Source organism: Actinomyces mediterranea, assembly GCF_900155595.1.
Lineage (GTDB): Bacteria > Actinomycetota > Actinomycetes > Actinomycetales > Actinomycetaceae > Pauljensenia > Pauljensenia mediterranea.
Genome location: NZ_FTPB01000003.1, coordinates 63,529 through 86,677 on the forward strand (window position 1 = coordinate 63,529; position 23,149 = coordinate 86,677).

At 64.3% G+C, this 23,149-nt stretch carries 18 protein-coding genes and 1 tRNA gene; 5 read left to right on the forward strand and 14 right to left on the reverse strand.

Going from position 1 to position 23,149, the window contains the following annotated elements; genetic code table 11:
- Positions 1 to 9: 9 nt before the first annotated feature.
- Genes BQ7471_RS01420 through glpA form a run of 3 tightly spaced genes read right to left on the reverse strand, consistent with a single transcriptional unit; the run spans position 10 to position 4,090 of the window.
- Positions 10 to 1,260 carry an anaerobic glycerol-3-phosphate dehydrogenase subunit C gene (locus tag BQ7471_RS01420; protein ID WP_076463671.1) on the reverse strand — a complete coding sequence of 417 codons (1,251 nt, stop codon included), beginning with the start codon at positions 1,258 to 1,260 and terminating at the stop codon, positions 10 to 12.
- Positions 1,257 to 2,507 carry a glycerol-3-phosphate dehydrogenase subunit GlpB gene (gene glpB, locus BQ7471_RS01425; protein ID WP_076463673.1) on the reverse strand — a complete coding sequence of 417 codons (1,251 nt, stop codon included), beginning with the start codon at positions 2,505 to 2,507 and terminating at the stop codon, positions 1,257 to 1,259. The genes BQ7471_RS01420 and glpB overlap by 4 nt, the downstream gene beginning before the upstream one ends.
- Complete coding sequence (glpA, locus tag BQ7471_RS01430) at positions 2,504 to 4,090, reverse strand: anaerobic glycerol-3-phosphate dehydrogenase subunit GlpA (RefSeq protein ID WP_076464363.1); 1,587 nt, start codon at positions 4,088 to 4,090, stop codon at positions 2,504 to 2,506. The genes glpB and glpA overlap by 4 nt, the downstream gene beginning before the upstream one ends.
- Positions 4,091 to 4,402: 312 nt before the next feature.
- On the opposite strand from glpA, the gene BQ7471_RS01435 reads away from it, so the two are divergent.
- Together BQ7471_RS01435 and pepN are read left to right on the forward strand one after the other, a co-directional pair.
- Complete coding sequence (locus tag BQ7471_RS01435) at positions 4,403 to 6,397, forward strand: M13 family metallopeptidase (RefSeq protein WP_076463674.1); 1,995 nt, start codon at positions 4,403 to 4,405, stop codon at positions 6,395 to 6,397.
- Positions 6,398 to 6,519: 122 nt separating this feature from the next.
- Positions 6,520 to 9,102 (forward strand): aminopeptidase N, encoded by a 2,583-nt coding sequence (gene pepN, locus BQ7471_RS01440; RefSeq protein WP_076463676.1) that lies wholly within the window; start codon positions 6,520 to 6,522, stop codon positions 9,100 to 9,102.
- On the opposite strand, the gene BQ7471_RS01445 is transcribed toward pepN, so the two are convergent.
- Positions 9,099 to 9,920, reverse strand: coding sequence for an SIR2 family NAD-dependent protein deacylase (locus tag BQ7471_RS01445; RefSeq protein WP_076463678.1), 822 nt, complete (start codon positions 9,918 to 9,920; stop codon positions 9,099 to 9,101). The genes pepN and BQ7471_RS01445 overlap by 4 nt on opposite strands.
- A 476-nt stretch (positions 9,921 to 10,396) precedes the next feature.
- Between BQ7471_RS01445 and BQ7471_RS01450 the strand changes: the two genes are divergently transcribed.
- The 3 genes from BQ7471_RS01450 to BQ7471_RS11310 all read left to right on the forward strand — a co-directional run bounded on the left by BQ7471_RS01450 (position 10,397) and on the right by BQ7471_RS11310 (position 13,127).
- Positions 10,397 to 11,236 carry a DUF3737 family protein gene (locus BQ7471_RS01450; RefSeq protein WP_076463679.1) on the forward strand — a complete coding sequence of 280 codons (840 nt, stop codon included), beginning with the start codon at positions 10,397 to 10,399 and terminating at the stop codon, positions 11,234 to 11,236.
- A 2-nt stretch (positions 11,237 to 11,238) separates the two neighbouring features.
- Positions 11,239 to 12,417, forward strand: coding sequence for a MalY/PatB family protein (locus BQ7471_RS01455; protein ID WP_076463681.1), 1,179 nt, complete (start codon positions 11,239 to 11,241; stop codon positions 12,415 to 12,417).
- A gap of 551 nt (positions 12,418 to 12,968) precedes the next feature.
- Positions 12,969 to 13,127 (forward strand): hypothetical protein, encoded by a 159-nt coding sequence (locus tag BQ7471_RS11310; protein WP_159438503.1) that lies wholly within the window; start codon positions 12,969 to 12,971, stop codon positions 13,125 to 13,127.
- Positions 13,128 to 13,616: 489 nt separating this feature from the next.
- Here BQ7471_RS11310 and BQ7471_RS01465 read toward each other — a convergent pair.
- The 10 genes from BQ7471_RS01465 to BQ7471_RS01510 all read right to left on the reverse strand — a co-directional run bounded on the left by BQ7471_RS01465 (position 13,617) and on the right by BQ7471_RS01510 (position 22,884).
- Positions 13,617 to 13,692: transfer RNA gene (locus BQ7471_RS01465), tRNA-Ala, on the reverse strand.
- A gap of 101 nt (positions 13,693 to 13,793) precedes the next feature.
- Positions 13,794 to 14,540 (reverse strand): histidine phosphatase family protein, encoded by a 747-nt coding sequence (locus BQ7471_RS01470; protein WP_076463683.1) that lies wholly within the window; start codon positions 14,538 to 14,540, stop codon positions 13,794 to 13,796.
- Positions 14,537 to 14,908 (reverse strand): ribosome silencing factor, encoded by a 372-nt coding sequence (gene rsfS, locus BQ7471_RS01475; RefSeq protein ID WP_235821203.1) that lies wholly within the window; start codon positions 14,906 to 14,908, stop codon positions 14,537 to 14,539. The genes BQ7471_RS01470 and rsfS overlap by 4 nt, the downstream gene beginning before the upstream one ends.
- 23 nt (positions 14,909 to 14,931) lie before the next feature.
- Positions 14,932 to 15,630, reverse strand: coding sequence for a nicotinate-nucleotide adenylyltransferase (nadD, locus tag BQ7471_RS01480; RefSeq protein WP_083663180.1), 699 nt, complete (start codon positions 15,628 to 15,630; stop codon positions 14,932 to 14,934).
- Positions 15,627 to 16,904: a glutamate-5-semialdehyde dehydrogenase gene (locus BQ7471_RS01485; protein ID WP_076463686.1), complete on the reverse strand. Its 1,278-nt coding sequence runs from the start codon at positions 16,902 to 16,904 to the stop codon at positions 15,627 to 15,629. The genes nadD and BQ7471_RS01485 overlap by 4 nt, the downstream gene beginning before the upstream one ends.
- A gap of 37 nt (positions 16,905 to 16,941) precedes the next feature.
- Positions 16,942 to 18,054 (reverse strand): glutamate 5-kinase, encoded by a 1,113-nt coding sequence (gene proB, locus BQ7471_RS01490; RefSeq protein ID WP_076463688.1) that lies wholly within the window; start codon positions 18,052 to 18,054, stop codon positions 16,942 to 16,944.
- A complete protein-coding gene (gene obgE / locus BQ7471_RS01495; protein ID WP_076463689.1) occupies positions 18,051 to 19,586 on the reverse strand; it encodes a GTPase ObgE in 1,536 nt (511 codons plus the stop codon). The genes proB and obgE overlap by 4 nt, the downstream gene beginning before the upstream one ends.
- An 88-nt stretch (positions 19,587 to 19,674) precedes the next feature.
- The gene (rpmA, locus tag BQ7471_RS01500) at positions 19,675 to 19,935 is read right to left on the reverse strand and encodes a 50S ribosomal protein L27 (RefSeq protein WP_076463691.1); all 261 of its coding nucleotides are present in this window, start codon (positions 19,933 to 19,935) and stop codon (positions 19,675 to 19,677) included.
- A gap of 33 nt (positions 19,936 to 19,968) precedes the next feature.
- Positions 19,969 to 20,277 carry a 50S ribosomal protein L21 gene (gene rplU, locus BQ7471_RS01505; protein ID WP_076463692.1) on the reverse strand — a complete coding sequence of 103 codons (309 nt, stop codon included), beginning with the start codon at positions 20,275 to 20,277 and terminating at the stop codon, positions 19,969 to 19,971.
- A 207-nt stretch (positions 20,278 to 20,484) separates the two neighbouring features.
- Entirely contained in the window at positions 20,485 to 22,884 is a 2,400-nt protein-coding gene (locus tag BQ7471_RS01510; RefSeq protein ID WP_076463694.1) for an Rne/Rng family ribonuclease, read from the reverse strand.
- Between the last annotated feature and the right edge of the window lie 265 nt (positions 22,885 to 23,149).

The following is a 23,149-nucleotide window of genomic DNA, read 5'->3' on the forward strand; positions in this document are numbered from 1 at the left end:
CACGGTGGATCAGTGCAGGCCGTAGGCCTTGTGGATCAGCCAGATCGGGTGCACGACATTCGCACCCGTCGCTGTGCGCAACTGCCAGCGGCAGGTCTCGGTGTCGCACGCCGCCAATTCGACATTCACTTGTTTGATGAAGTCGAAGACGGGTTTGCCGACCGCCTGAGCGATGTCGTACTTCTCCTTCTTCATGCCGTAGGTGCCCGCGATGCCGCAGCACGGCTGGTTCGATTCTTTGACGGTCACGCCCGGGATAAGTTCCATGAGTTCAACGGCGGGCAGGCCCAGCCCCTGTGACTTGAGCTGGCAGGGAGCGTGGTACGGGATGGTCACGTCGATCCGGTTGAAGCCCAGGTCGAGTTCTCCCCTGTCGTACAGGTGCATGAGGAACTCGCAGATGTCCCATGTGCGCGAGCCGACGTCCTTCAGCTCGGGCGTGTCCATTTCGAGGATCTCGTGGGCCTCGTGGCGCAGCATTCCCGCACACGAGCCGGATGCGGAGATGATCGGCGCGTCGCGATTCGCCTTACGCAGGTCATTCGTCAGCTTGGACACGTACTTCCTCGACTCGTCGTACAGGCCGTTGGACTGTAGGGCGAGGCCGCAGCAGCCGTGCTTGGGCACGAGGACCTCGTAGCCGAGGTGCTCGAGCACTTGGACGGAGTGGATGGAGGTCTCGACTTCGAAGTACTGGCCGGCGCAACCGTGGAAGAAGATGACCTGCCCCTTCGTTCCGGAGTTGGGAAGGGGCGTGTGCTTCTTGAACCAGCCTTCGAAGGTGCGCCCCGCGGCCTTGGGCATAGGAGCGGAGCGGTGGACGCCGATGACGGCTTCCATTGCGATGCGGATCGGCTTGACGTCGAGGGCCCAATTCGCGATCGGGGCGACGGGCGTCATCATCGTGCCGATGAATCCGGTGCGCCCGATGAGCTGGTCGCGCATCGGGATGCCTTGCTCCTTCTTCATCTTCGTGCGGGCGTGGTGGATCATCTCGGTGACCTTGACGCCCTGGGGGCACACGAGTGAGCAGGTGCCGCATGAGGAGCAGTAGTCGATGGACTTGTCGACGATGACGCCAGGTTTGCGGTACCGCTCCGCTTGCGGTCCTGAATACTTGGGGCCCGCGAAGAGGTCGGTGACGCGCATGACCGGGCACTGGGTCTCGCAGATCGTGCACTTAACGCAGGCGTCCAATGTGGCGCGCAGGCCGAACTCTTCTGCCGTTAGGTCCAGGACGGATGCTTCTTCGATGGTCATGCGATGCTCCCGAGGATCTCGTCGGCGGCGCGCAGGGCCGAGGCGAGGGCGATGCCCTCGCCCGACTTCTCGCGCCAGCGGGTGGCGCCCGCAAGGTTGGACCCTGCGGCGTAGACATTGGAGTAGACGGGGCGTCCCTGCGCGTCGAGGGGATGCATCGCATCGTCGACGTTCAGGCCCGCGAGGAAGACCGGCTGGTCGGACCCCCAGAAGTCGCCGTGGAGGAGTTGTCCCTCGGCTCCGAGGATCGGAAGGCCTAGGATCGTGTCGGTGACGGTGCCATAGGAGTCCATGTCGATGGCACCGGACTCGAATCCGCCGGCTGCCAGGACGACGCTCTTGGTCTCAATGCGCGTGTTCCGTCCCGCGGTGGAGATCGACACTGCTCGGACCTGCCCGTCCTCGACTTCGATGCCGGTGACCTGAGAGCCGAGGATGAAGCGCGCCTCATCCTTGACGAGGGCGGTCAGCGTCTGGTTGAGTCGCATCCCGGGGACTGATGGCGGCTGCATCAAGATCTCGAAGACCTCGTGCCCGAGCCGGGACGCGAGGTCCTTCCACGCGGCGAGGTCGTTCAATCCGAGGATCGCGGGCAGGCCGACGACTTCGCCGTCGCGCACGAGCGGGGCAATGGCGTCGGCGAGTCGGGCGCGCATCTGCGGATCGTCGAGGGCGCGCGCCGCATTCGTCGAGGTCGTATCCGCTTCGCCCGGGCGGATCTCGAAGTCGATGATCTCGGCGCGCGCGATGATTGGCTGTCCGTCGGCGCCGCTCTGACGCGACAGGTTCTCCGCGATGAGCGTCGAATAGAAATCCTTGATCTGACGCAGTCCGACGATCACGTACCCGCGCCCGGCTTTCGGGATTCCCGCAGCCATTGACGGCTGGTAGAGGCTGGTGGGGCGGAGCGCGCCGACGGCGGTCGGCAGGAGCACATTCTCATCGGGGTCCCCGACGAGCAGGTCATCGCCGAGGAGGTCTCGCACCCACGATGCTGCTTCGCCTACGTAAGAGGGTGTGAAGTGGGTGTAGGGGTGGGTGGGGCGCGTCGCCACATGGGATTCGATGGCCTCCAGGGGCGCGTCGACGCGATCGGCGGAGTACCCGAGGATGTCGATGGTGCCCTGGGAGAGCTGGAGCCCTCCCAGTCCCTTGGCGACGAGGGTGACTCGCGCACCGCCTCGGGCCAGACGGAGTGTTGCGGCCAAGCCTGCGATGCCGGCGCCGATGACTACTGCGTCTCTCATCGCACGTCCTCCTTGACGGGTGCGGGAAGGTGCTCCACGTCGAGGGCGCCCTCGTGGATCCAATTGTCGAGAGCCGCCTGGCGCAGTTGCTTGCCGTAGAGGATCGGCCACAGTCCGATCCAGCGGTTCTTGAGGAAGAGGCGGAACAGCTCATTGGCCTTGACGGAGTCGATGTCGCCGCGCTCGTGGGCGATGCCGGTGGCCCGCTGCGAACAGTAGCCGCCCTGGCAGGGGCCCATTCCGAGGCGCACCTGGCGGCGCACATCGTCGAGCTGACCACCAGGGAGGGTATCCATGACGGATTCGAGCATGGAGCGGGTGATGAGTTCGCATTCGCAGATCACCTGATCGTGGCTGGGCGCCGTATTGTTGTGCTCAAGCTCTTCGAGACGGTGCCCGATCGTGTAGAGCCTGCCCCCCTCGGCGGGCGGGACGACCTCGTCGGCCGTGCGACACTCACGTTGCTCACCCATCTCGTCGCACATGATGTCGACGATGCGCTCAGCCATAAGCCTGTAGGTGGTGAGTTTGCCGCCCGCAATCGTGAGCATGCCGGAAACGCCGTCGCGGCTGTGGTGATCAATGACGCTCATGCCGCGCGCCATGTGGCGGGTATCGGATGCGGCGACTCGGGAGTCTTTAATGAGGGGGCGCGCCCCCGCCCAGGCGTGCAGGGCACGCGCCTTGCGGAATCCGGGAAGCATCGCCTCGCCTGCGTCGAGCATCTGCTGAACCTGCTCTCCCGGAATGGACAGGGCATCGGGATCCTCCACTTTGAGGTCGGTCGTCCCGATGATGCACACAGGGTGGTCGGGGACGATAATGTCGCCGTCGGCGGGCCAGATGCACCGGTTAAGGACGGATTGGGTGAGCCGGTAATTCATCGCGATCATGATGCCCGCACCGGGGACGACCTCGACGCCGTGACAATCGCCCATAGCAGCGATCTGTCCCGCCCAGGGGCCACCGCAGTTGAGCACGAAGGCGCATTCGATACGGATGTCCTCACCGCCGCGCTCATCGTGGACGATGACTGCGCTGACCCGGTCGCCCTCCCGCTCGATATTCGTCACGCGGTGGTAGGTGAGGATCTGAGCACCGTAGGCCTGTGCGGAGCGGATGGCGCCCCACACCATCTGCCAACCGTCGACAGAGCCGTCGTTGACTTCGAAGGCGCGCTTGAGTCCCGGGTCGAGTCGCGGCTCGCGTTTGAGAGCCTCTGATACGGGGATCTCTCGCGCCGCCACCATCGTCGCATTTGCGCGCTCGACGAATGTGTCGGCGTATTCCTCGTCGTCTTGGGATGTGACGACGAAGAGCCCACCGGTGTCTTCAATGGAGTTGGCATTGATGCGTTTGAGGATGAGGTTCTCCTCGGCGCATTCGGTCGCGGATTCGGGGTCGGACGCGACATAGCGTCCTCCCGAGTGGAGCAGTCCATGGAAACGTCCCGAGGTGCCCTGCGCAATATCGGCACGATCGACGAGGACGCTTCGAAACCCCCTCATTGCGACATCGCGAACGACACCGGCACCGGTGGAGCCGCCACCGATGACGACGACGTCAGTGTTGATCGTCTTCACCTTCGATCCCTTCACTGTCAGTCCTGTGGGCGCGGTCCACCCGGGCCTCTTCGCTATCTTCAATAGTGCCGCGCCGTCAGCATATTGAGCGCATTGTTCACACCCTTCGCACATACGTGCACGCATCCGCGAGAAGGTCTTGACGATTCGCATGACACGGCTTACACGCACCTTTCCCCCCCCGAATTACATCGCATTGCCGTAGCCAAAATCCGATCCGGAGTCCGCCGCATTATCCGCATACTCCTCTTCTCTCTGATCATCACCGTTCGGATGCCTCCGCAGCGATGATCGTCCCCTACAGTGGGAGCCATGTCTGACAAGATTCGCGCACACGTCCTCGATCCGAACACCATGGATCCCTCCATCCGGCCGCAGGATGACTTCTACCGGCATGTCAACGGAGCGTGGCTGGCCCACCACGAAATCCCCGCCGACCGCCCCGTCGACGGGGCATTCCACGCGCTGCGCGATCTGAGCGAAGAACGAGGGCGCGCCATCGCCGAAGAGGCGGTCGTCGGAACACTCGACGACCCGGATGCCGGGGTCATCGCCACGCTGTGGTCGCAGTTCATGGACGAGGACGCAATCAATGCCGCGGGGATCGGCCCTCTGAGCCCCGATCTCGACGCCATCGCGAACGCGGCGACCCGCGACGAGTTGGACGCCCTGTCGGGGCGCCTCATGAAGGAGGGAATCGGCTCTTTCTTCGGCGTCTACGTCGGAACGGACCTCCACGACTCCTCCGCCTATATGCTCTCCTTCGTCCAATCCGGGATCGGACTGCCTGACGAGGCCTATTACCGTGAGGACGCCTACTCGCAGATCCGCAACGAATACGTCGCCCACCTCGAACGACTCATCACTCTCGCCGACATCAACGAGGACGCTTCCGGCGCATCGGGGCGCATCATGAGCCTTGAAACCGCATTCGCCTCATACCACCGCGATTCGGTGTCGAATCGCAACCCGTTGCTCTCCGACAATCAGATGACATGGGCTGAACTCAGGGAATCGGCCCCCGGGTTCGGCTGGCACCAGTGGGCCCAGGGTGCCGACGCGCCCCTCGACGACGAAACGGTCGTCAATGTCGACCAGCCGGACTTCCTCACCGCCGCCGCCCGGGCATGGGGGCAGACGAGTCTCGACGATATCAAACTCTGGCTCTCCGTTTCCCTTATCGACGCGCGCGCATCGCTGCTGTCGCACGAATTCGTCGAGGAGAACTTCTCCTTCTTCGGCCGCGTCCTATCGGGGACGAAGGAGATCCGCCCCCGGTGGAAGCGCGCCCTCGGACTCGTGCAGAGCGCGGCGGGGGAATCAGTCGGACGCATCTGGGTCGCCAAGCACTTCCCGCCCTCGTCGAAGGAGCGGATGGATGAGCTCGTCGCGGGGCTGCTGCGCGCCTACGAAGAGGCGATCCGCGCCTCGGAATGGATGGGAGAGGAGACGAGACGAAGGGCTCTCGACAAACTCGCGACATTCAAGCCGAAGATCGGCTATCCGCCGAAGTGGAAGGATCTCGCCGGGCTCGACGTGTCGGAGCAGCGCCCACTCGTCGCGAATGTCGCCGCAGCCATTGCCTTCGAGACGATGCGCGAGTGGAAGAAGCTCGGCACGGCCGTCGACCGTGACGAATGGCTGATGACACCGCAGACCGTCAATGCCTACTACAATCCGGCCCTCAATGAGATCGTCTTCCCCGCGGCGATCCTCCAACCCCCCTTCTTCGACCCCGAGGCGGATGACGCCGTGAACTTCGGCGCGATTGGCGCCGTCATCGGACACGAGATCGGCCACGGTTTCGACGACCAGGGATCCCGCTACGACGCGCACGGCAACCTGGAGAACTGGTGGGAGGAGGACCGCGAACGCTTCGACGAACTCACGTCCGCCCTCGTCGACCAGTACGACAGCCTTACCCCAGCGGATTTGGCGGGTGACGATGCGCCGACTGTTAATGGCGCGCTCACCGTCGGGGAGAACATCGGGGATCTCGGCGGTCTGTCGATCGCGTGGGCGGCGTGGGTCACCGCTCTTGAAGCCCAGGGCCTCACTCCCGAGTCGGCCCCCGTCATTGACTCCATCACCGGGCCGCAGCGCTTCTTCTACTCGTGGGCGAGGGTGTGGCGCACTGCGGCGCGTATCGAGTTCGCCACCCAGATGCTCGCAGTCGACCCGCACTCCCCTGCCGAGTTCCGCTGTAATCAGGTTCTGTCCAATGTCGACGAGTTTTATGCGGCATTCGATGTTCGCCCCGATGACGCGATGTGGCTCGCCCCCACTGAGAGGGTGCGCATTTGGTGACGCGCCGACTAGCGAATACACACGGTTTTCTCTCACCCGGATGCAGGATCGGGTGCAAGAGTGCAAAAATGCCTGTAATCATCCCTCACGTCCTATTGATTCGACACTGTGAAAGGTGACCCATGCCCGGCCTGAACCTCACCCGCGACGAGGCGTCTGAGCGCGCCGACATCCTGTCGGTGCACCACTACGACATCGATCTGGATCTCACGACGGGCGCCGCCGATTTCCGTTCTCATACGCGCATCGAGTTCGATGCCGTTCCTGGGGCCTCCTCCTTCGCCGATCTCGTGTCGACGAATGTCCGCTCCATCCGCCTCAACGGCGCCGATATTGACCCGTCGGCCCATCAGGACCATCGGATCGGCCTCGATTCGCTCGCCGAGCACAATGTGCTCGAAGTCGACGCCGACTGCCAGTACATGCACACGGGTGAAGGACTCCACCGCTTCACCGATCCTGCGGATGGCAAGGACTACTGCTATTCCCAGTTCGAGGTGCCCGACGCGCGCCGCGTGTACACGACTTTCGAACAGCCCGACCTCAAGGCGACATTCACTGTGACGGTGACCGTGCCCGCGGGATGGGTGGTCTTCTCGAATGCGCCGACCCCCGAGCCCGAGAAGTCGCCATCCGCGTGGATCTATCGCTTCGCCGAGACGGAGCGCATGTCGACGTATATCACGGCGATCGTCGCCGGACCCTACGAGGGCGTCAAGGATTCGCTCGTCTCCACCGACGGGCGCACCATCGACCTGGGCGTCTGGTGCCGCGCATCCCTGCTCGAACACCTCGACTCCGACCGGATCCTCGATATCACCCGCAAGGGATTCGCCTTCTTCGAGAAGCAGTACGGCATCGCCTACCCCTTCACGAAGTACGACCAGATTTTCGTCCCCGAATACAACGCCGGGGCGATGGAGAACGCGGGCTGCGTGACATTCCGTGACGCCTACGTCTTCCGCACCCGCCCGACTGCCGCACAGCTGGAGACGCGCGCCAATACGATCCTTCACGAACTCGCCCATATGTGGTTCGGCGACCTGGTGACCATGAAGTGGTGGAACGACTTGTGGCTTAACGAGTCCTTCGCCGAGTACATGAGCCACCTTGCTCTCGCAGAGGGCACGGAGTTCACTGATGCGTGGACCGGGTTCATGCTCCGCAAAGACTGGGGGCTCAAGCAGGATCAGCTGCCCACCACCCACCCGATTAAGGCGGAGATCCGCGACCTCGCCGACGTCGAGGTGAACTTCGACGGCATCACCTACGCCAAAGGAGCCTCCGTGCTGCGACAACTCGTCTCCTACGTCGGGCGCGACGCCTTCTTCGAGGGCCTGCACGCCTACCTGACGGCCCACTCCTACGCCAATGCGACGCTCGCCGATCTGCTCTCCGAATTGGAGACGACCTCGGGCCGCGACCTGTCCGCCTGGGCGAGGGTCTGGCTCGAGGAGGCCGGGGTGACGCTGCTGCGCCCCACCGTCGAATTGAGTGACGACGACACGATCACGACCCTCGCGGTCATCCAGGAGTTCTTCTCCGAGGGCTCCTCGCTGCGGCCGCATCGCATGGCGGTCGCGGGGTACTCCCTTAACGAGCGGGGCTCGCTCGCGCGCATCTTCCATGAGGAACTTGACGTCGACGGCGAGCGCACCGAGATCGCCTCCGCTCGGGGGCTCAGGCGTCCGGACCTCATCCTCCTCAACGACGGGGACCTCGCCTATGCGAAGATCCGCATGGATGACGAGTCCCTCGCCTTCGCCACCCGTCATATCGACGCGATCACGGATTCGCTGACCCGCGGCATCGTCACGGCGATCGCATGGGATATGACGCGCGATGGGGAGATGTCGGCGCACGACTTCCTGACGATGGCGACGGCCACCATTTCGCGAGAGACGAATATGTCGATGTTGCAGCTCGTCCTGCGCCACATTGAAGAAGCGGTCCGCACCTTCGTCGCCCCCGAGCGCCGCGACGGGGCCCTCGCCGGAGTCGCTCGCGATCTGCTGTTCCTCGCCCGCACCGCCGAGGCCGGGTCGGATTCCCAGAACATGCTGGTGCGTGCAGCGGCCCGGGCCGCGACCGCCGATGACCAATTCGCGGCGATCAAGGCGCTCTACGACGGGACGGATACCCTGTCGGGGCTTGACCTCGACCTCGACTGCCGGTGGACGCTGCTGACATCACTCGTGCGCGGCGGCGCCGCAGGCGAGGACGAGATCGCCGCCCTCGAGGCGGAGGACGGCACGATGACCGGCCACCAGAACGCCGCCTGTGCCCGGGCTGCACTCGATGATCCGGATAACAAGCGGCGGGTCTTCGACGCCGTCGTCTCCGACCAGTCGATTCCCAATGATACGCGCTGGGCGATGGTGTCGGGCTTCTGGGCTCAGGCTCGCACCTCCCCCCAGTCCTACGCCCCCTTCGTCGAGGACTACTTCAATGCTCTTGAGCGCGTATGGGCGGACAACACCTTCCACACGGCCGAGGACATCGTCACCCTCATGTTCCCTTCGGATATTGCCGGATATGCGGATGGCGTCGACCTCGTGGTGAGTGGACAAAAGTGGATTGACGCCCACCCGGACGCGTCGGCGGCACTCATCCGCATCATCCGTGAGCGCATGGATGTCGCCCGCCGCCAAGTGGAAGCGCAGGCGGCCGACAAGCAGCAGATCACTCCCCCTCGCGGCGACTAGCCTCCCAGGCGCACCGCGAGGGCGTCGAGCGCCGTGCTCGTTCCCGACTCGATGCGCACATCGGCAAAACGGTCCACCTCCGTTGGCCCGCGGTTGATGACGGCGAGCGTTGCGCCGGATCGCAGGGCCTCTTGGACGACCCATCTGCCCGTCGACACGACGAGTGAGGTGCCGGCGACGAGGACGACTCGACATCGGCATGCCGCATCCAATGCGGGGCCGAACGCCGCTTCGGGCAGTCCCTCGCCGAACATGACGATGGAGGGTTTGAGCATCCCGCCACAGGCATCGCAATAGGCGGGCGTGAAGGTGCAGGCCTCGGCGCGGGCGCGGTCCGCCTCGGGCGTGATGTCGACGTGTGCGGGGTCGGTGTCGTGCGGGCAGTCGGGGTTGAGCGCGCTCAGCCTCTCCGAGAGCTCTGCTCGGGTGGTACGGCGCCCGCAGTCGAGGCAGTCGACGGTGTCGTAGCGACCGTGGAGCTCCCACAGGTGCTGTACTCCGGCTCGTGCATCGAGGCGGTCAATGTTCTGGGTCGCGACGCCGATGAGGTGTTCTGAGCGTTCGAGCGCCGCCAGTGCCCAATGCCCCGGGTTCGGTTCGAGATTCTCGAGGGCGAGCCATGTCGCCTCATTGCGGTACCAGAGCCAGCGGTACCACACCGGGTCGGAGACGAACATGTCGAGTTCGACGGGCGGTTTGGGCGTCGATCCCGTCCCCCGGTAGTCGGGCAGACCCGAGTCGGTGGATAGTCCCGCGCCAGTAACCGCGAGGAGGCCGCCCCCTGCGCACATCTCCGCGAGCTCATCGATTCCACTCATAGCGCCTCCCCTGTCGTAGCATCGCTCCCCACCCTATGCCCGCCCCGGTTGTAATAGGCGCCGTCGTCAAAAGGACGATGCCCCCCAGTGAAAAGTTGACGACACGGCCGTCGGCGATGATCGCACCCTTGTCAAAAGGCCACGTCATCGGGGCGGGCGCGCAAGTCGTGCGCTTGACCCACTGTATGCCTGTATGAGGCGCATGTCGACACATATTGTTTATCATCTCAATAAATAGATGGCGTCGTAGCCGCCTCGAATCCGCGACGCTCATGATCCTCCTCGGGACTTGTAAGCAGACACTGTCACCAGGGAGTTGATGGCGCGGATCGCGCCATCGACGGACGCTTCAATGGACGGCTTGGGCTGCGCAAGTCGAATAGCACCGATTGAACGCCATATGGACTCCGGTGGCCGCTTGTGCGCCCCGGGCGCATAGTGGAAGCATCGACCATCGACAGGGGGCAGGCATCTGCATGGACACTGTGGCACAGCAGCGATTCACCGGGGAGCGGGCACTGTTCAAGGCCCGCGATCTGACCATCACCGATTCAGTCTTCGACAACGGTGAGAGCCCTCTGAAGGAGTCGGCCCGCATCAGCATCGACGATTCGATCTTCCGCTGGAAGTACCCCCTGTGGTACTGCCGGGACATCACAGTCGCCAATAGTGCTTTCCTCACCATGGCCCGGGCGGGCATCTGGTACACACGGGACGTCGACCTCGTCAATTGCACCTACCAAGCGCCCAAGGGCATCCGCCGCTGCTCGGACGTCACCATCACCGATACCGCCTTCACCGACGCCCAGGAGACCCTGTGGTGGAACGAGCGCATCACCCTCGCGAATGTCACCGCATCGGGCGACTACTTCGCCAAGGACTGCACCGACATTCGAGTAACGGGCCTTCGGCTCGTCGGCAACTACGCCTTCGACTCGTGCCGCAACGTCCTCGTCGAGGATTCCCATCTGCTCGCCAAAGACGCGTTCTGGAACTGTGAGAACGTCATCGTGCGCAACTCGTTCATCACCGGGGAGTATCTGGGTTGGAACACCCGTGCCCTCACCCTGGAGAACTGCACGATCGAGAGTCTCCAGGGGCTGTGCTACGTCAATGGCCTGACGATGCGCAACTGCCGACTCATCAACACGACTCTCGCATTCGAGTACTGTACGGACATCGACGCCGAGATCACGACGACAGTCGATTCGATCCTCAACCCCGTCAATGGGCGGATCCGCGCCGCAGGATTCGGCCAGATCACTATCGACGACCCCGATATCGACCCCGCCCGCACTCGGCTCATCACGGAGTAAGCATGCCCTCCCCCTTCGACGCTCTTTTCGATCAACCCGTCAACCGTCGCGGTATCGGCTCCTACGCGTGGAATATCGATGACGGCGAATTGCCGATGTGGGTGGCGGATATGGATTTTACGACCGCGCCCGCGATCATCGACGCCATCGGCGCACGCCTTCAGAACGGCACCTTCGGCTATTCGATCATCCCCGACTCCTTCGCCCAGTCGGTGCGATCGTGGTGGCAGCGCAGGCATGATGTCGATTTCCCCGAAGGATCCATCATCTTCTCCAGCGGCGTCATCCCGATCATCTCCTCCGCTGTGCGCTCATTGACGAATGTGGCCGAGTACGTGTTGATCCAGCCACCCGTGTACAACATGTTCTACAACTCGATCGCGAATAACGGTCGGCGCATCATGTCCTCCCCCTTGAAAGAGCAGTACGGGGAGTACTCCATGGATTGGAAGGATCTCGAGGCCGCGCTGTCCCACCCCCAGTGCACCCTCATGATCTTGTGCAACCCCCACAATCCGACGGGGACCGCGTGGGATGCGCCGACTCTCGCCCGCCTGGGCGACCTGTGCGCCGCGAACGGCGTCACCGTCCTCTCCGACGAGATCCACTGCGATGTCATGGCCCCGGGCAAACGCCACACGCCCTTCGCCGCTGCCTCGCCCACCTGCAGGGATATCGCTGTAACCTGCGGATCTCCGTCGAAGGCCTTCAATATTGCGGGACTGCACGCCGCCTATTGCATTGTGGAGAACCCCCGGCTGCGGGCGCGCGTCGAGCGCGGACTCAACACCGACGAGGTCGCCGAGCCCAATGCGTTCGCCGTGGGCGCCCTCGTCGCCGCCTATAACGAGGGCGAAGAATGGCTGGACGCGGCATGCGCCTATATCGACGCCAATAAGCGCGAAGCGGTCGCCGACATCAACGAGCACTGTTCCGGCGCGCACGCCCTCGACTCCGAGGCGACCTATCTCGTGTGGGTCGACTGCTCCGGGTTCATGCGCGAACGCGGATTCGAGGATTCGAAGGAACTCGCCTCCCACATTCGCAAGACGACAGGACTGGTCCTGTCTCCCGGCTCCATCTACGGCGAGCCCGGGCGCACATTCATCCGTATGAATGTCGCGACCTGCAAGGAGCGCCTGAGGGATGGCCTCCAGCGCTTCGCACGGGCGCTGGCGTAGGGGGTATTGCACAGGTCGGGCATGTTCAACGGCAGCGACCGCTAGCCGACGCTGTTTACGAGTCAGTGACACGAGCGGGACCACCTGCGCTCCATCAGGGCGTCGGAAAGCGAGTCCCCTACCCGTGATGATCACTCGGATGTTGTCCGGATAAAGCGAAGGATCGATCTTATCGGCGAAGCGGGTAGGGCTCTTGGCTGCTTGGTCGATGACTTGTGAATGCCACCCGAGCTTGACTTCAACGAGGAGCACGGGCCCCTCTGGATACTCGACGATGGCATTAGCCTCTGCGCCCATGGTGTCTCAGGCGTGGCTCACCATCTGCCCGGAATAGACGCAGATCGTGAATGACCTGTGACTCGAATAGCTGATCGGTGTAGCGCAGATCCCGCATCAGCATGGCAGGCGTCGCATTGAGCGCAGCGACGGCCAATGAAGGATCGGCAAGACGACGCTGTGCTCTCTTGATGCAGCCTTGCCTTCGAGCGCAGGAGGCTCGACCACGCCGGTTGGTCATCCAACGCGAGGACACGGGTCAGAGGACTCAGATATTGTCGCTCCGCATCGCGGGAGAGCTGCGCGCCCGCAGCCAGTGTCGATACCGTCATCTCGGTCGCAATACCACGCGCGAGGGCAACCAGCAGTCGTCGCATGCGCAGCGGATCGTGAGCGACTTCTACTCCTTGGGGCACATCAACCTTCACGAGTGACGTGACATAGTCGCGCACGGCCTCGATCGCCGCATCAGAAGACTCTCCGACAGAGTCGAGGCTAAGTGTCTATAAGGCCGGAACCGTCTCGATCAACGGGTCCTCTTTTTATCTTGGAGGACGCCCAATAAGGTGAAAAAACCTGGCCTGGGACGAGGAAAGCATTACAGTGCTCTGCCGCAGAGTATCTTCGACAACCATGCCCCCACATCACAAGACCAACTGTCAAGGATATCCTGATACATCACGTATTTCAGTGTCTCGTAAACCTTTTAGCGGACGCCAAACAATTTAGCGGATACCGTCCCAGCGTCCTCAGGGCACCCAGTCCAACCTCTAAAACCGTCCTCATTCCATCCTCGCGAGCTCGATCAGGCCGTCACCGAGAAACCCCATCAACAGCCAGAAACCCGCGATAACAAGTAAAAACACCCATTCCAATACGCCAACCCGACCAAGCCGGGCTTTGTATCAAAATGAGCGTCAAAATGGTGGAGCTAAGGGGATTCGAACCCCTGACCTCTTCCATGCCATGGAAGCGCGCTACCAACTGCGCCATAGCCCCGTCTTCAGTTGAATGCCGCCCCACGGCGACCTGTTAAGAGTAGCGGGAGCAGAGCCGATCCGGCAAATCCTCCGCCTGTGCAGGTCACCACAACGCCCTCGTCAAGCGCCGAGAATATCCTCACGATGCCCGATATTGTGCGAGGTCAAGCGCCAGGACGCCCGTCCTGATGCGCCCGAGCCCCCACCGCCCATGCGCACGACCTCCGACCAATGGCAGTTGTCCAACCCCCGCAATCCGTCGAAGGACAGGGGATTCAAACCGAGCAGGGTGAGGATACCCCGGATAATCGCACTGCCGTGTGAGACGACGACAAGGGTCGACTCCTTCCCCGCCGACCTCGCCGCGTCCTCGCACGCGTCGCGCATTCGAGCGCCAACCGCGTCCGAACGCTCGATTCCGGCCTCGGCGCATTCGCCGGTATCGCGCCATTGAGCGAGTTCAGCGGCGTGCGTCTGTTCGATCTGGATCGTCGTGAACCCCTCGAAGACGCCGTAGTCGCGCTCGATGAGGCGCTCATCGACACTCAGACCATCGACGTCTGCGCCCGCATCGAGGAAACAAGCATGCAGGATCTGCGCCGTCTCGTGAGCGCGCGACAGAGGCGAGCACACAATCTGAATGCGGGACCTGGCCTGAGGAGCGACATTGACGCCGACCTGAGCGCTCGGGGACAGGACCCGTGACGCCAGAACGGCACCCGCCTCGCGGGCCTGCCTGCGACCGCGCTCATTAAGAGGCCGATCAATGATGCCCTGGAAGCGGCGCTCCACATTGAAATCCGTTTGCCCGTGGCGGACGAAGACAATCCGACGAGCGCCCCTGCCCGCCTGAGAATCGCCGCTCATGCGCCGACCCCCGCCTGAGTTCCCACGTGGGTGATCGTGCCGTCGGCCCACAACTTCTCCAGGGCGTAGAAGCGTCGATCTTCGTCCACCATGACATGGATGACGCAGTCCGTGTAGTCGATGAGGATCCACCGGGCACCAGAGCGCCCCTCGATATGGGCGGGCTCGATGTGCAGTTCGTGTGCGACGCGGTCCATGATCTCTTCGGCGATTGCGCGCACTTGGCGCTCAGTGGGGGCGGAGAGGATGAGGAAATACTGGGCGATTGCGAGCCTGGCCGAAACGTCGACGAGAACGGGATCCTCTGCCAGTTTGTCCGATGCCGCTTCTACGGCTGCTTCGACGAGGGTTCGTGTCTCATCCGACACAGCGGCTCCTTCACATGGTCCGGTCAATAATACGTATTCCGATACAGATCATACTTATTGATGTACTGGACGACACCATCGGGGACGAGATACCACGCGGGCTTGCCAGCGCTGACACGCGAGCGCACATCCGTTGAGGAGATCGCCATGGCGGGCACCTCCACCAGGGATACGGCATTGCGGGGGAGACCCTTCGGGTCGAGTGCGTGACCCGGGCGCGTCACCCCGATGAAGTGCGCCATGTCGAAGAGCCTCGCCGCATCCTTCCACTGCGCGATCTGCGTGAGGGCGTCCGCGCCGGTGATGAAGTAGAAGTCCGTGTCCGGGTACTCGCCGTGCAAGTCCGTCAGCGTGTCAATCGTGTAGGTCGTCTGCCCGCGGTCGATGTCGACGCGCGACACCGTGAACCGGGGGTTCGAGGCGGTCGCGATGACCGTCATGAGGTAGCGGTGCTCCGCGTCGGTCACCTGATGCCCCGCTTTGAAGGGCTGCATGGCGGCGGGAACGAAGATCACCTGGTCGAGGGCGAACACCTCCATCACCTCAGAGGCCGCGACGAGGTGCCCGTGGTGAATGGGGTCGAAGGTGCCGCCCATGATGCCGATCGATCGGCGAGGGCGCCCCGCGGAGAACTCCTTCGCGGCGCTCGTCGTCACCGATCGCCTCGACGGCGACGGCTGCGGTGCGCCGACCTCGCCCGTCGGAGTGTGCTCGTCGCTCATGGGCGGATCGTCCCATCGCCCTCAATGATCCACGTTGACGTGGTGAGCTCTTCAAGGCCCATGGGGCCGCGCGCGTGGAGCTTCTGCGTGGAGATGCCGATCTCTGCGCCGAGCCCGAGCTGTCCGCCGTCGGTGAAGCGGGTGGAAGCGTTGATCGCGACGGCCACCGAGTCGAGTTCCGCGCGGAAACGGTTGGCGGAGTGGATCGAACGGGTGCAGATGGCCTCGGTGTGCCCGCTTGAATAGCGGCGGATGTGGTCGATCGCCTCGTCAATGGAGCCGACGACTTTGACCGCGAGATCCATCGCCAAGTATTCGCGCTCCCAATCCTCGTCAGTGGCATCGACGACCATGTCGGCATCGATCGACGGATTCGCATCGGCGATCGCGCGGGCGCGCTCATCGACGTGGAGGGTGACGCCCGCTGCGCTCAGACGCGCAAGAGAGCGGATCAGGAACTCCTCGGCGGCGTCGACATGCACGAGGAGTGTCTCCGCGGCATTGCACACTCCGACGCGCTGCGTCTTCGCGTTCATGATGATGCGCTCCGCAGCGTCCAAGTCCGCCCCCGCGTCGACGTAGATGTGACAATTCCCGGTGCCGGTCTCAATGACGGGCACCGTCGACTGGGCGACGACCGCCGTGATGAGTCCGGCGCCGCCCCTGGGGATCAGGACGTCAATGCCCCCGCGGGCGCGCATCATCGCAGTCGCGCCCCCCCTGCCCCACGGATCGACTGTTTGGATGAGGTCGGCGGGAAGGTCCACTGCTCGCAGGGCGTCGCGCATGACGGAGATGATGACCCGATTCGTCTGCTCCGCCGCAGAGCCCCCTCGCAGGATGACCGCATTGCCGGACTTGATGGCGAGAGAGGCGGCGTCGATGGTGACATTGGGGCGGGCCTCGTAGATCATGCCGATGACGCCCATGGGGACTCGCACCTGTGTGATACGCAGCCCTAGTTCATTCGTCGTCCCTCGGATGACCTCCCCCACGGGATCCGCGAGGGCGATGACGTCGCGGACCGCGTCGGCGATCGCATCGAGGCGGGGGGCGGTGAGCGCGAGACGGTCGAGCAGCCCCTCGCTCATGGAGTTCTCGCGGCCTCGCTCGCAGTCAAGGGCATTCGCTTCGAGGATCTCATCGCCGCGGTCGACCACGGCATCGGCGATTGCTGCGAGAGCGCGATTCTTCACGCCGGTTGTCGCGGTGGCCAGGACGCGCGCGGATGCGCGGGCGGCTGCGGTCATAGAGGAGATGTCGATGTCGCTCATGGCCTCATAATCGCACACCGCGGTCCGAGAATGCGGTTCAGAGCACAGGCGCGAGATCGTCGCGGTGGATGATGGGACGCGGATGGTCCCAGCCCGCCAGTCGCAGGTCCGCCGCCGAAGAGCCCGCCATCTGGGCGATCGTGTCCGAATCATAGGTGACGATGCCCCGTCCCACCAACCTGGTCGGCGACGCGATGTTGACGACGTCCCCGGAGTCGAAGTGTCCATTCACCCCGGTGATGCCCGCGGCGAGCAGCGACTTCTTCCCCGTTGTCACCGCCTCGCCGGCGCCCTCGTCGACGAGAATCTCCCCGCGGGAGGGGGCGGCGTGGGCGATCCACAGGCGCCGCGACGCCGGCCGGATCGACGTGGGTTCGAACCATGTGCCCGACTCGTTGCCCTCAAGCACTTGGGCGAGTTCGTCGGCGCTGGTCAGGACCACGCCGATGCCCGAGGAAGCCGCCATGGTCGCCGCCTGGACCTTCGAGACCATTCCACCCGAGCCGATCGCGGAGCCGGAACCCGTGACGAGGACGGCGTGCAGTTGATCGGTGGATGTGACCTCCCGAATGAGAGCAGCGCCGGGGCGCGAGGGCGGCGCCGTGTACAGGCCGTTGACGTCGGTGAGCAGGACGAGGGCGTCCGCGGCGACCATCTGTGCGATATAGGAGGCGAGCCGGTCATTGTCCCCGAATCGCAACTCTCGGGTCGTCACCGCGTCGTTCTCATTGATGATCGGCACGACGCCGAAGCCCATGAGACGATCGAGGGCTGCGCGCACATTCGTGTAGTGCTCGCGGCGCATGACGTCCTCAGTGGTGAGCAGAACCTGCGCGACGTCGAGATGGTGGGCCTGGAAGGCGGCGCTCCACCGGGCGACGAGCAGCCCCTGGCCCATTGCCGCGGCAGCCTGGACGGAGGCGAGGTCTCGAGGGCGGTGCGCCATCCCCAACGGGTCGATGCCCGCGGCGACCGCGCCGGAGGAGACGATGAGGATCTCCTTGCCGACCGTCTTCCACTTGGCGACGAGTTTGGCGACCGCGTCGATGCGGTTGAGGTCGAGACCGCCATCCGCCCTCGTCAGGGAGGAGGAGCCGATCTTGACGACGATGCGCCCGGCCTCGTTGATACGCCCTTTGAGGGAGGTCACCGCTTCGCCTTCCCGCTCGTGTCCTCATCGGTCCACATGCCCGCCTGGCGCTCCATCCACAATTCTTCGCGGGCAGCGGCCTTGGCATCCATGACCTGATGATAGACCTCGCGCTTCTCCTTGCGGGTGGGGCGTTGCGACTGATCGAGGCGAAGGTCGGTTCCGCGCTGCCCGAGCAGCTCGGGCCCTGTCGTCAGCGTCGGCTCCCAGTCGAAGACGACGCCGCCCACGAGATCTCCGATGACGACCGTGTCCCCTGCGACGGCGCCCGCCTCCATGAGCGCGTCCTCTACTCCTGCCGCTGCAAGGCGGTCGGCGAGATAGCCGACGGCCTCGTCGTTGGAGAAGTCCGTCTGGCGCACCCAGCGCTCCGGCTTGTCGCCGCGCACCTGGTAGACGTCCTCGCCGTCTTTGCTGGTCACGGTCACGCTGATCTTCGAAGCAGAGCCCACCGCCTTGGGGCGGATCACGGGCCGGGCCGCTTCGAGCGCGGGCAGTGAGGCGCGGTGTTCGAGGACGAGCCGGGCGAGGGTGAAGGACAGTTCTTTGAGTCCCTCATGAGTGGCCGCCGAGACCTCGTGGATCGGCCAGCCGAATCGTTCCAGGTCGGGGCGCGTGATCTCGGCGAGGTCGCGGCCGTCGGGGACGTCGATCTTGTTGAGGACGATGACGCGGGGGCGCTCCATGAGCGGCACATAGCCCTCGACGGCTCCCAGATCGCCCTCGTAGGCTCCGAGCTCCTCTTCGATCGTTTCAAGATCGGAGACCGGGTCGCGCTCCACGTCGTAGACGGCGGTGTCGAGGACGTGGACGATGACCCCGCAGCGCTCGATGTGGCGCAGGAAGTCCAGTCCGAGGCCCTTGCCCCGTGATGCCCCGGGGATGAGGCCGGGGACGTCGGCGATCGTGTAGCGGGTGTCCCCCGCTTGAACGACCCCAAGGTTGGGGATGAGGGTGGTGAAGGGGTAGTCGGCGATCTTGGGGCGCGCCGCGGACATGGCGGCGATGATTGACGACTTGCCTGCCGAGGGGAATCCGACGAGGGCGACATCGGCAACCGACTTGAGTTCGAGGACGACGTCGCGCTCTTGTCCGGGTTCGCCCAAGAGCGCGAAGCCGGGGGCCTTACGGGCCTTCGAGGCGAGCGCGGCATTGCCCAGTCCCCCGTGCCCGCCCTCGGCGATAACGAAACGTCCGCCCGCGCCGGTGAGGTCTGCGAGGAGTTCACCGCTGGTGGATTTGACGACGGTGCCGTCGGGGACCGGCAAGATAATGTCCTGCCCGGTCTTGCCCTGGCGGAAGTCGCCCATGCCCCCGGTGCCGTTCTGGGCGCGCTGGTGGGGACTGCGGTGGTAGGCGAGTAGCGTCGTCACCTGCGGATCCACTTCGAGGATCACAGACCCCCCATTGCCGCCGTCGCCGCCGTCGGGGCCGGCGAGGGGCTTGAACTTCTCGCGCTTGATCGAGGCAACGCCGTTGCCTCCGTTACCGCCCGCCGCGTGAATAGTCACGCGATCAACGAAGTCTGCCATATCGACTCCCTAAAGCCTGGGGGTGGGAAGTGTATGGGAAAAGGGCGCCCGGCTGTGCCGGACGCCCCCTGCCGAATGGTCGTCGTTGTCAGGCGGATGCCTGCTCGACGACGTTGACGACCCTGCGGTCGCGCTTGGTACCGAATTCGACTGCACCGGCGCGCAGGGCGAACAACGTGTCGTCCTTGCCGCGGCCGACGCCGTCGCCCGGGTGGAAGTGGGTGCCGCGCTGGCGGACAAGGATCTCGCCTGCGTTGACGAGCTGGCCGCCGTAACGCTTCACGCCCAGCCTCTGAGCGTTCGAGTCGCGGCCGTTGCGGGAGGAGCCAAGGCCCTTCTTATGTGCCATCAGAAACTACTTTCTGCTCGAATGATTCTCAGGTCAGGCGATCTCGGTGATCTTAACGACCGACATCTTCTGACGGTGTCCCTGGCGCTTGCGGTAGCCCGACTTGTTCTTGTACTTGATGATGGAGATCTTCGGACCCTTTGCAGAATCGACGACCTCGGCCTTGACGGTGACCTTACCCAGCTTGGCAGCGTCGACGGTGATGACATCGCCATCAACCAGCATCAGCGGCTGAAGCTCTATGCTGGAGCCGATTTCCTCGGCACGCTTGTCGACGACGACGACGTCACCGACGGACACCTTTTCCTGTCGGCCGCCAGCCTTGACGATCGCGTAGACCACGTTGAGCTCATCTCTTCTCGAAAACGGAGCGGGAACCTTCGGCACCGACCCCTGTCAGAGCGAATAGTCATCCCGTTGGCGCTTCTTGCGCCGACGATCAAATTTAGCCGAATCGACCAACGAAGGGCAACTTCGACGGCCTATTCGCACAGTATTCCCACTGTGCGATTCCACACCCCGAAGAGCGGGTCGCGCCCCTTGGAGCATTCACCCGGCGTTGACGACGCCCGTCGAGGCAACGCGGCGGCGCCTCTTCGTCTTGGGGACGCTGGCGTCGCTCGGAGCCTCGGGCAGGGTGATCATATCGGTGGTTTGCGTGGCCGCCTCAGGGGACTGTTCGACTCGAGCGGGCAATTCGAGCGTCACGACCGGGGCCTGCGCCTGCGGTTCCGTGCTCGACGCAGCAACCGCTCGCCTGCGGCGGGGGCGCTTGACCGGTTCGGGGGCTGGCTCCACGGGTGTTGCGGCCCCGCCGACTGTTTCGGCAACGACGGGCGCATCGACGACCGACTCTGAGGCGACGCGGCGGCGACGTCGGGGCCGGGGTGCTTTGCCCTCGGCTCCACCCGCCGTGGCGGGCTCATCGGCCCCCGACGTAGTCCCCGCGGCCTTGCTCGGATCGGTGTCGGCGGCCTCCGACGGCTCCTCCTCCGCCTTGCGGGTCGCGGCGGCGATCGCGGACAGTGCTTTCTTTGCCTTCGCGTGCTCGGCGTCGTCCTCGATGCGCCGGAGTTCGACCTGGTTCTTCTTACGCTTCGAGGACTTCGATCCGCCGGTGCGGTCCTGGGCTCCGCTGAGTTCAACCGGGTGGGAGTGGACGATGAATCCGCGGCCCTCGCATGCCTCGCACGGCGTCGAAAAGGCTTCGACGAGGCCCTCCCCCACTCGTTTGCGGGTCATCTGGACCAGTCCGAGCGACGTGATTTCGGTGACCTGGTGGCGCGTTCGATCCCTGCCGAGGCATTCGACGAGACGGCGCAGAACGAGGTCGCGATTGGATTCGAGGACCATGTCGACGAAGTCGACGATGATGATGCCGCCGATGTCACGCAGGCGCAGCTGGCGGACGATCTCCTCAGCGGCCTCAAGGTTGTTGCGGGTGACCGTCTCTTCGAGGGTGCCGCCGTGGCCGATGAACTTACCGGTGTTGACGTCGATGACGGTCATCGCCTCGGTGCGGTCGATGATGAGGGTGCCGCCGCTGGGCAGCCACACCTTGCGGTCCATGCCCTTCGACAGCTGCTCGTCGATGCGGTTGGCGGCGAAGACGTCGTCAGTGCCGACCCATTTCTCCACACGGCCCGACAGTTCGGGTGAGAGCTCATCGATATACGACTTCACGGTGTCGTAGGTGTCTAAGCCCTGGATGATGAGCGAGCCGAAGTCCTCGTTGAAGATATCGCGCACGACCCTGACGGCGAGTTCGGGCTCGCCTCGCAGCAGGACGGGGGCGTTCTTCGTCTGCGTCTGTTTCTTCTCAATATCCGCCCACTGCTTCGCGAGGCGTGCGACGTCGTCGCGGATCTGTTCTTCGGAGGCGCCCTCGGCTGCGGTGCGCACGATGACTCCCGCGCCCTGGGGAACGATCTGCTTGAGGATCTTCTTCAGGCGGCTGCGCTCACGATCGGGCAGTTTGCGGGAGATCCCCATCATCGACCCATTGGGGATGAGGACGAGGTAGCGCCCGGCGAGGGTGATCTGGCTGGTGAGACGCGCGCCCTTATGGCCGATCGGGTCCTTCGTGACCTGGACGAGGACGGGGTCGCCGGACTTGAGGGCGGACTCGATGCGGCGCTGCTTGCCTTCGAGTCCGACGGCATCCCAATTCACTTCGCCCGCATACAGCACGGCATTGCGTCCGCGACCGATGTCGACGAATGCGGCCTCCATCGAGGGCAGGACATTCTGCACCCTGCCCAGGTAAATATTGCCGACCATCGACTTCTGGGTGCGCCTGGCCACGTAGTGCTCGACGAGCAGGCCGTCTTCGAGGATCGCGATCTGGTCGAGGCCCTCGTGGTCGCGGATCACCATGGAACGGTTGACGGATTCGCGGCGCGCAAGGAACTCCGACTCGGTGATTCCGTGACGGCGGCGCCCCTCCTTGCGGCCCTCTCTGCGGCGCTGCTTCTTCGCCTCGAGCCTGGTGGAGCCCTTGAGGGCCTTCACCTCGTCATCGGGCTCGGCATCGTTCACCGCTTCCGTCGAGCGCGAGCGGCGGCGGCGGCGACGGCTCGTCCCCTCTTCGGTCTCGTCTGCGTCCGAGGCGGAGTCGTCCGTCTGCGGGGCCTCCGACGGCTGTTCGGCGGCCTCGTCCCGGACGGGTGCGGCCTGGGCGTCTGCATCCTTGTCTTTGCGGGTGCGGCGCTTTCGCTTGGGCGTCTCCGGCGCGGCGGGCGCGGATTCTTCTGCAGGCGCCTCTTGTGCGTCGGCGGGCTCAGCCTTGCGGCGCGAACGGGTTTTCTTCTCCCGGATGGGCGCTTCCTGGGGGGCCGCTTCACGTTCGTGCGGAGCCTCCTGGAAGACGGGTGCTTGGAATGCCGGTGCTTGGAACAGCAGCGAAGCCGCCGGTGTTTGAGGTGCCGACGCGTTATTCTCGGTGCTCACGATTCTCCATTTTTCGGCGACATCCCCACACCGGGCGTCGCCCTCGTACTCACCCGCTCGGGGTGGAAACCTATTGCGGTTCGCGCTGTGCCCGACGGCTCGCCGGAACCCGCAGGCCCACTCGGCGCAGCACATGAGGCGATGGTGTGCTCCCCTCAACCACGTCTGCGACCATTGTCGCACACACCGGCGCGCTTGCATGATGACAAGAAACACGCCCCCGTCACCCCCAAGGAGATGGCGACTTGGCCATGTATGTCACCAA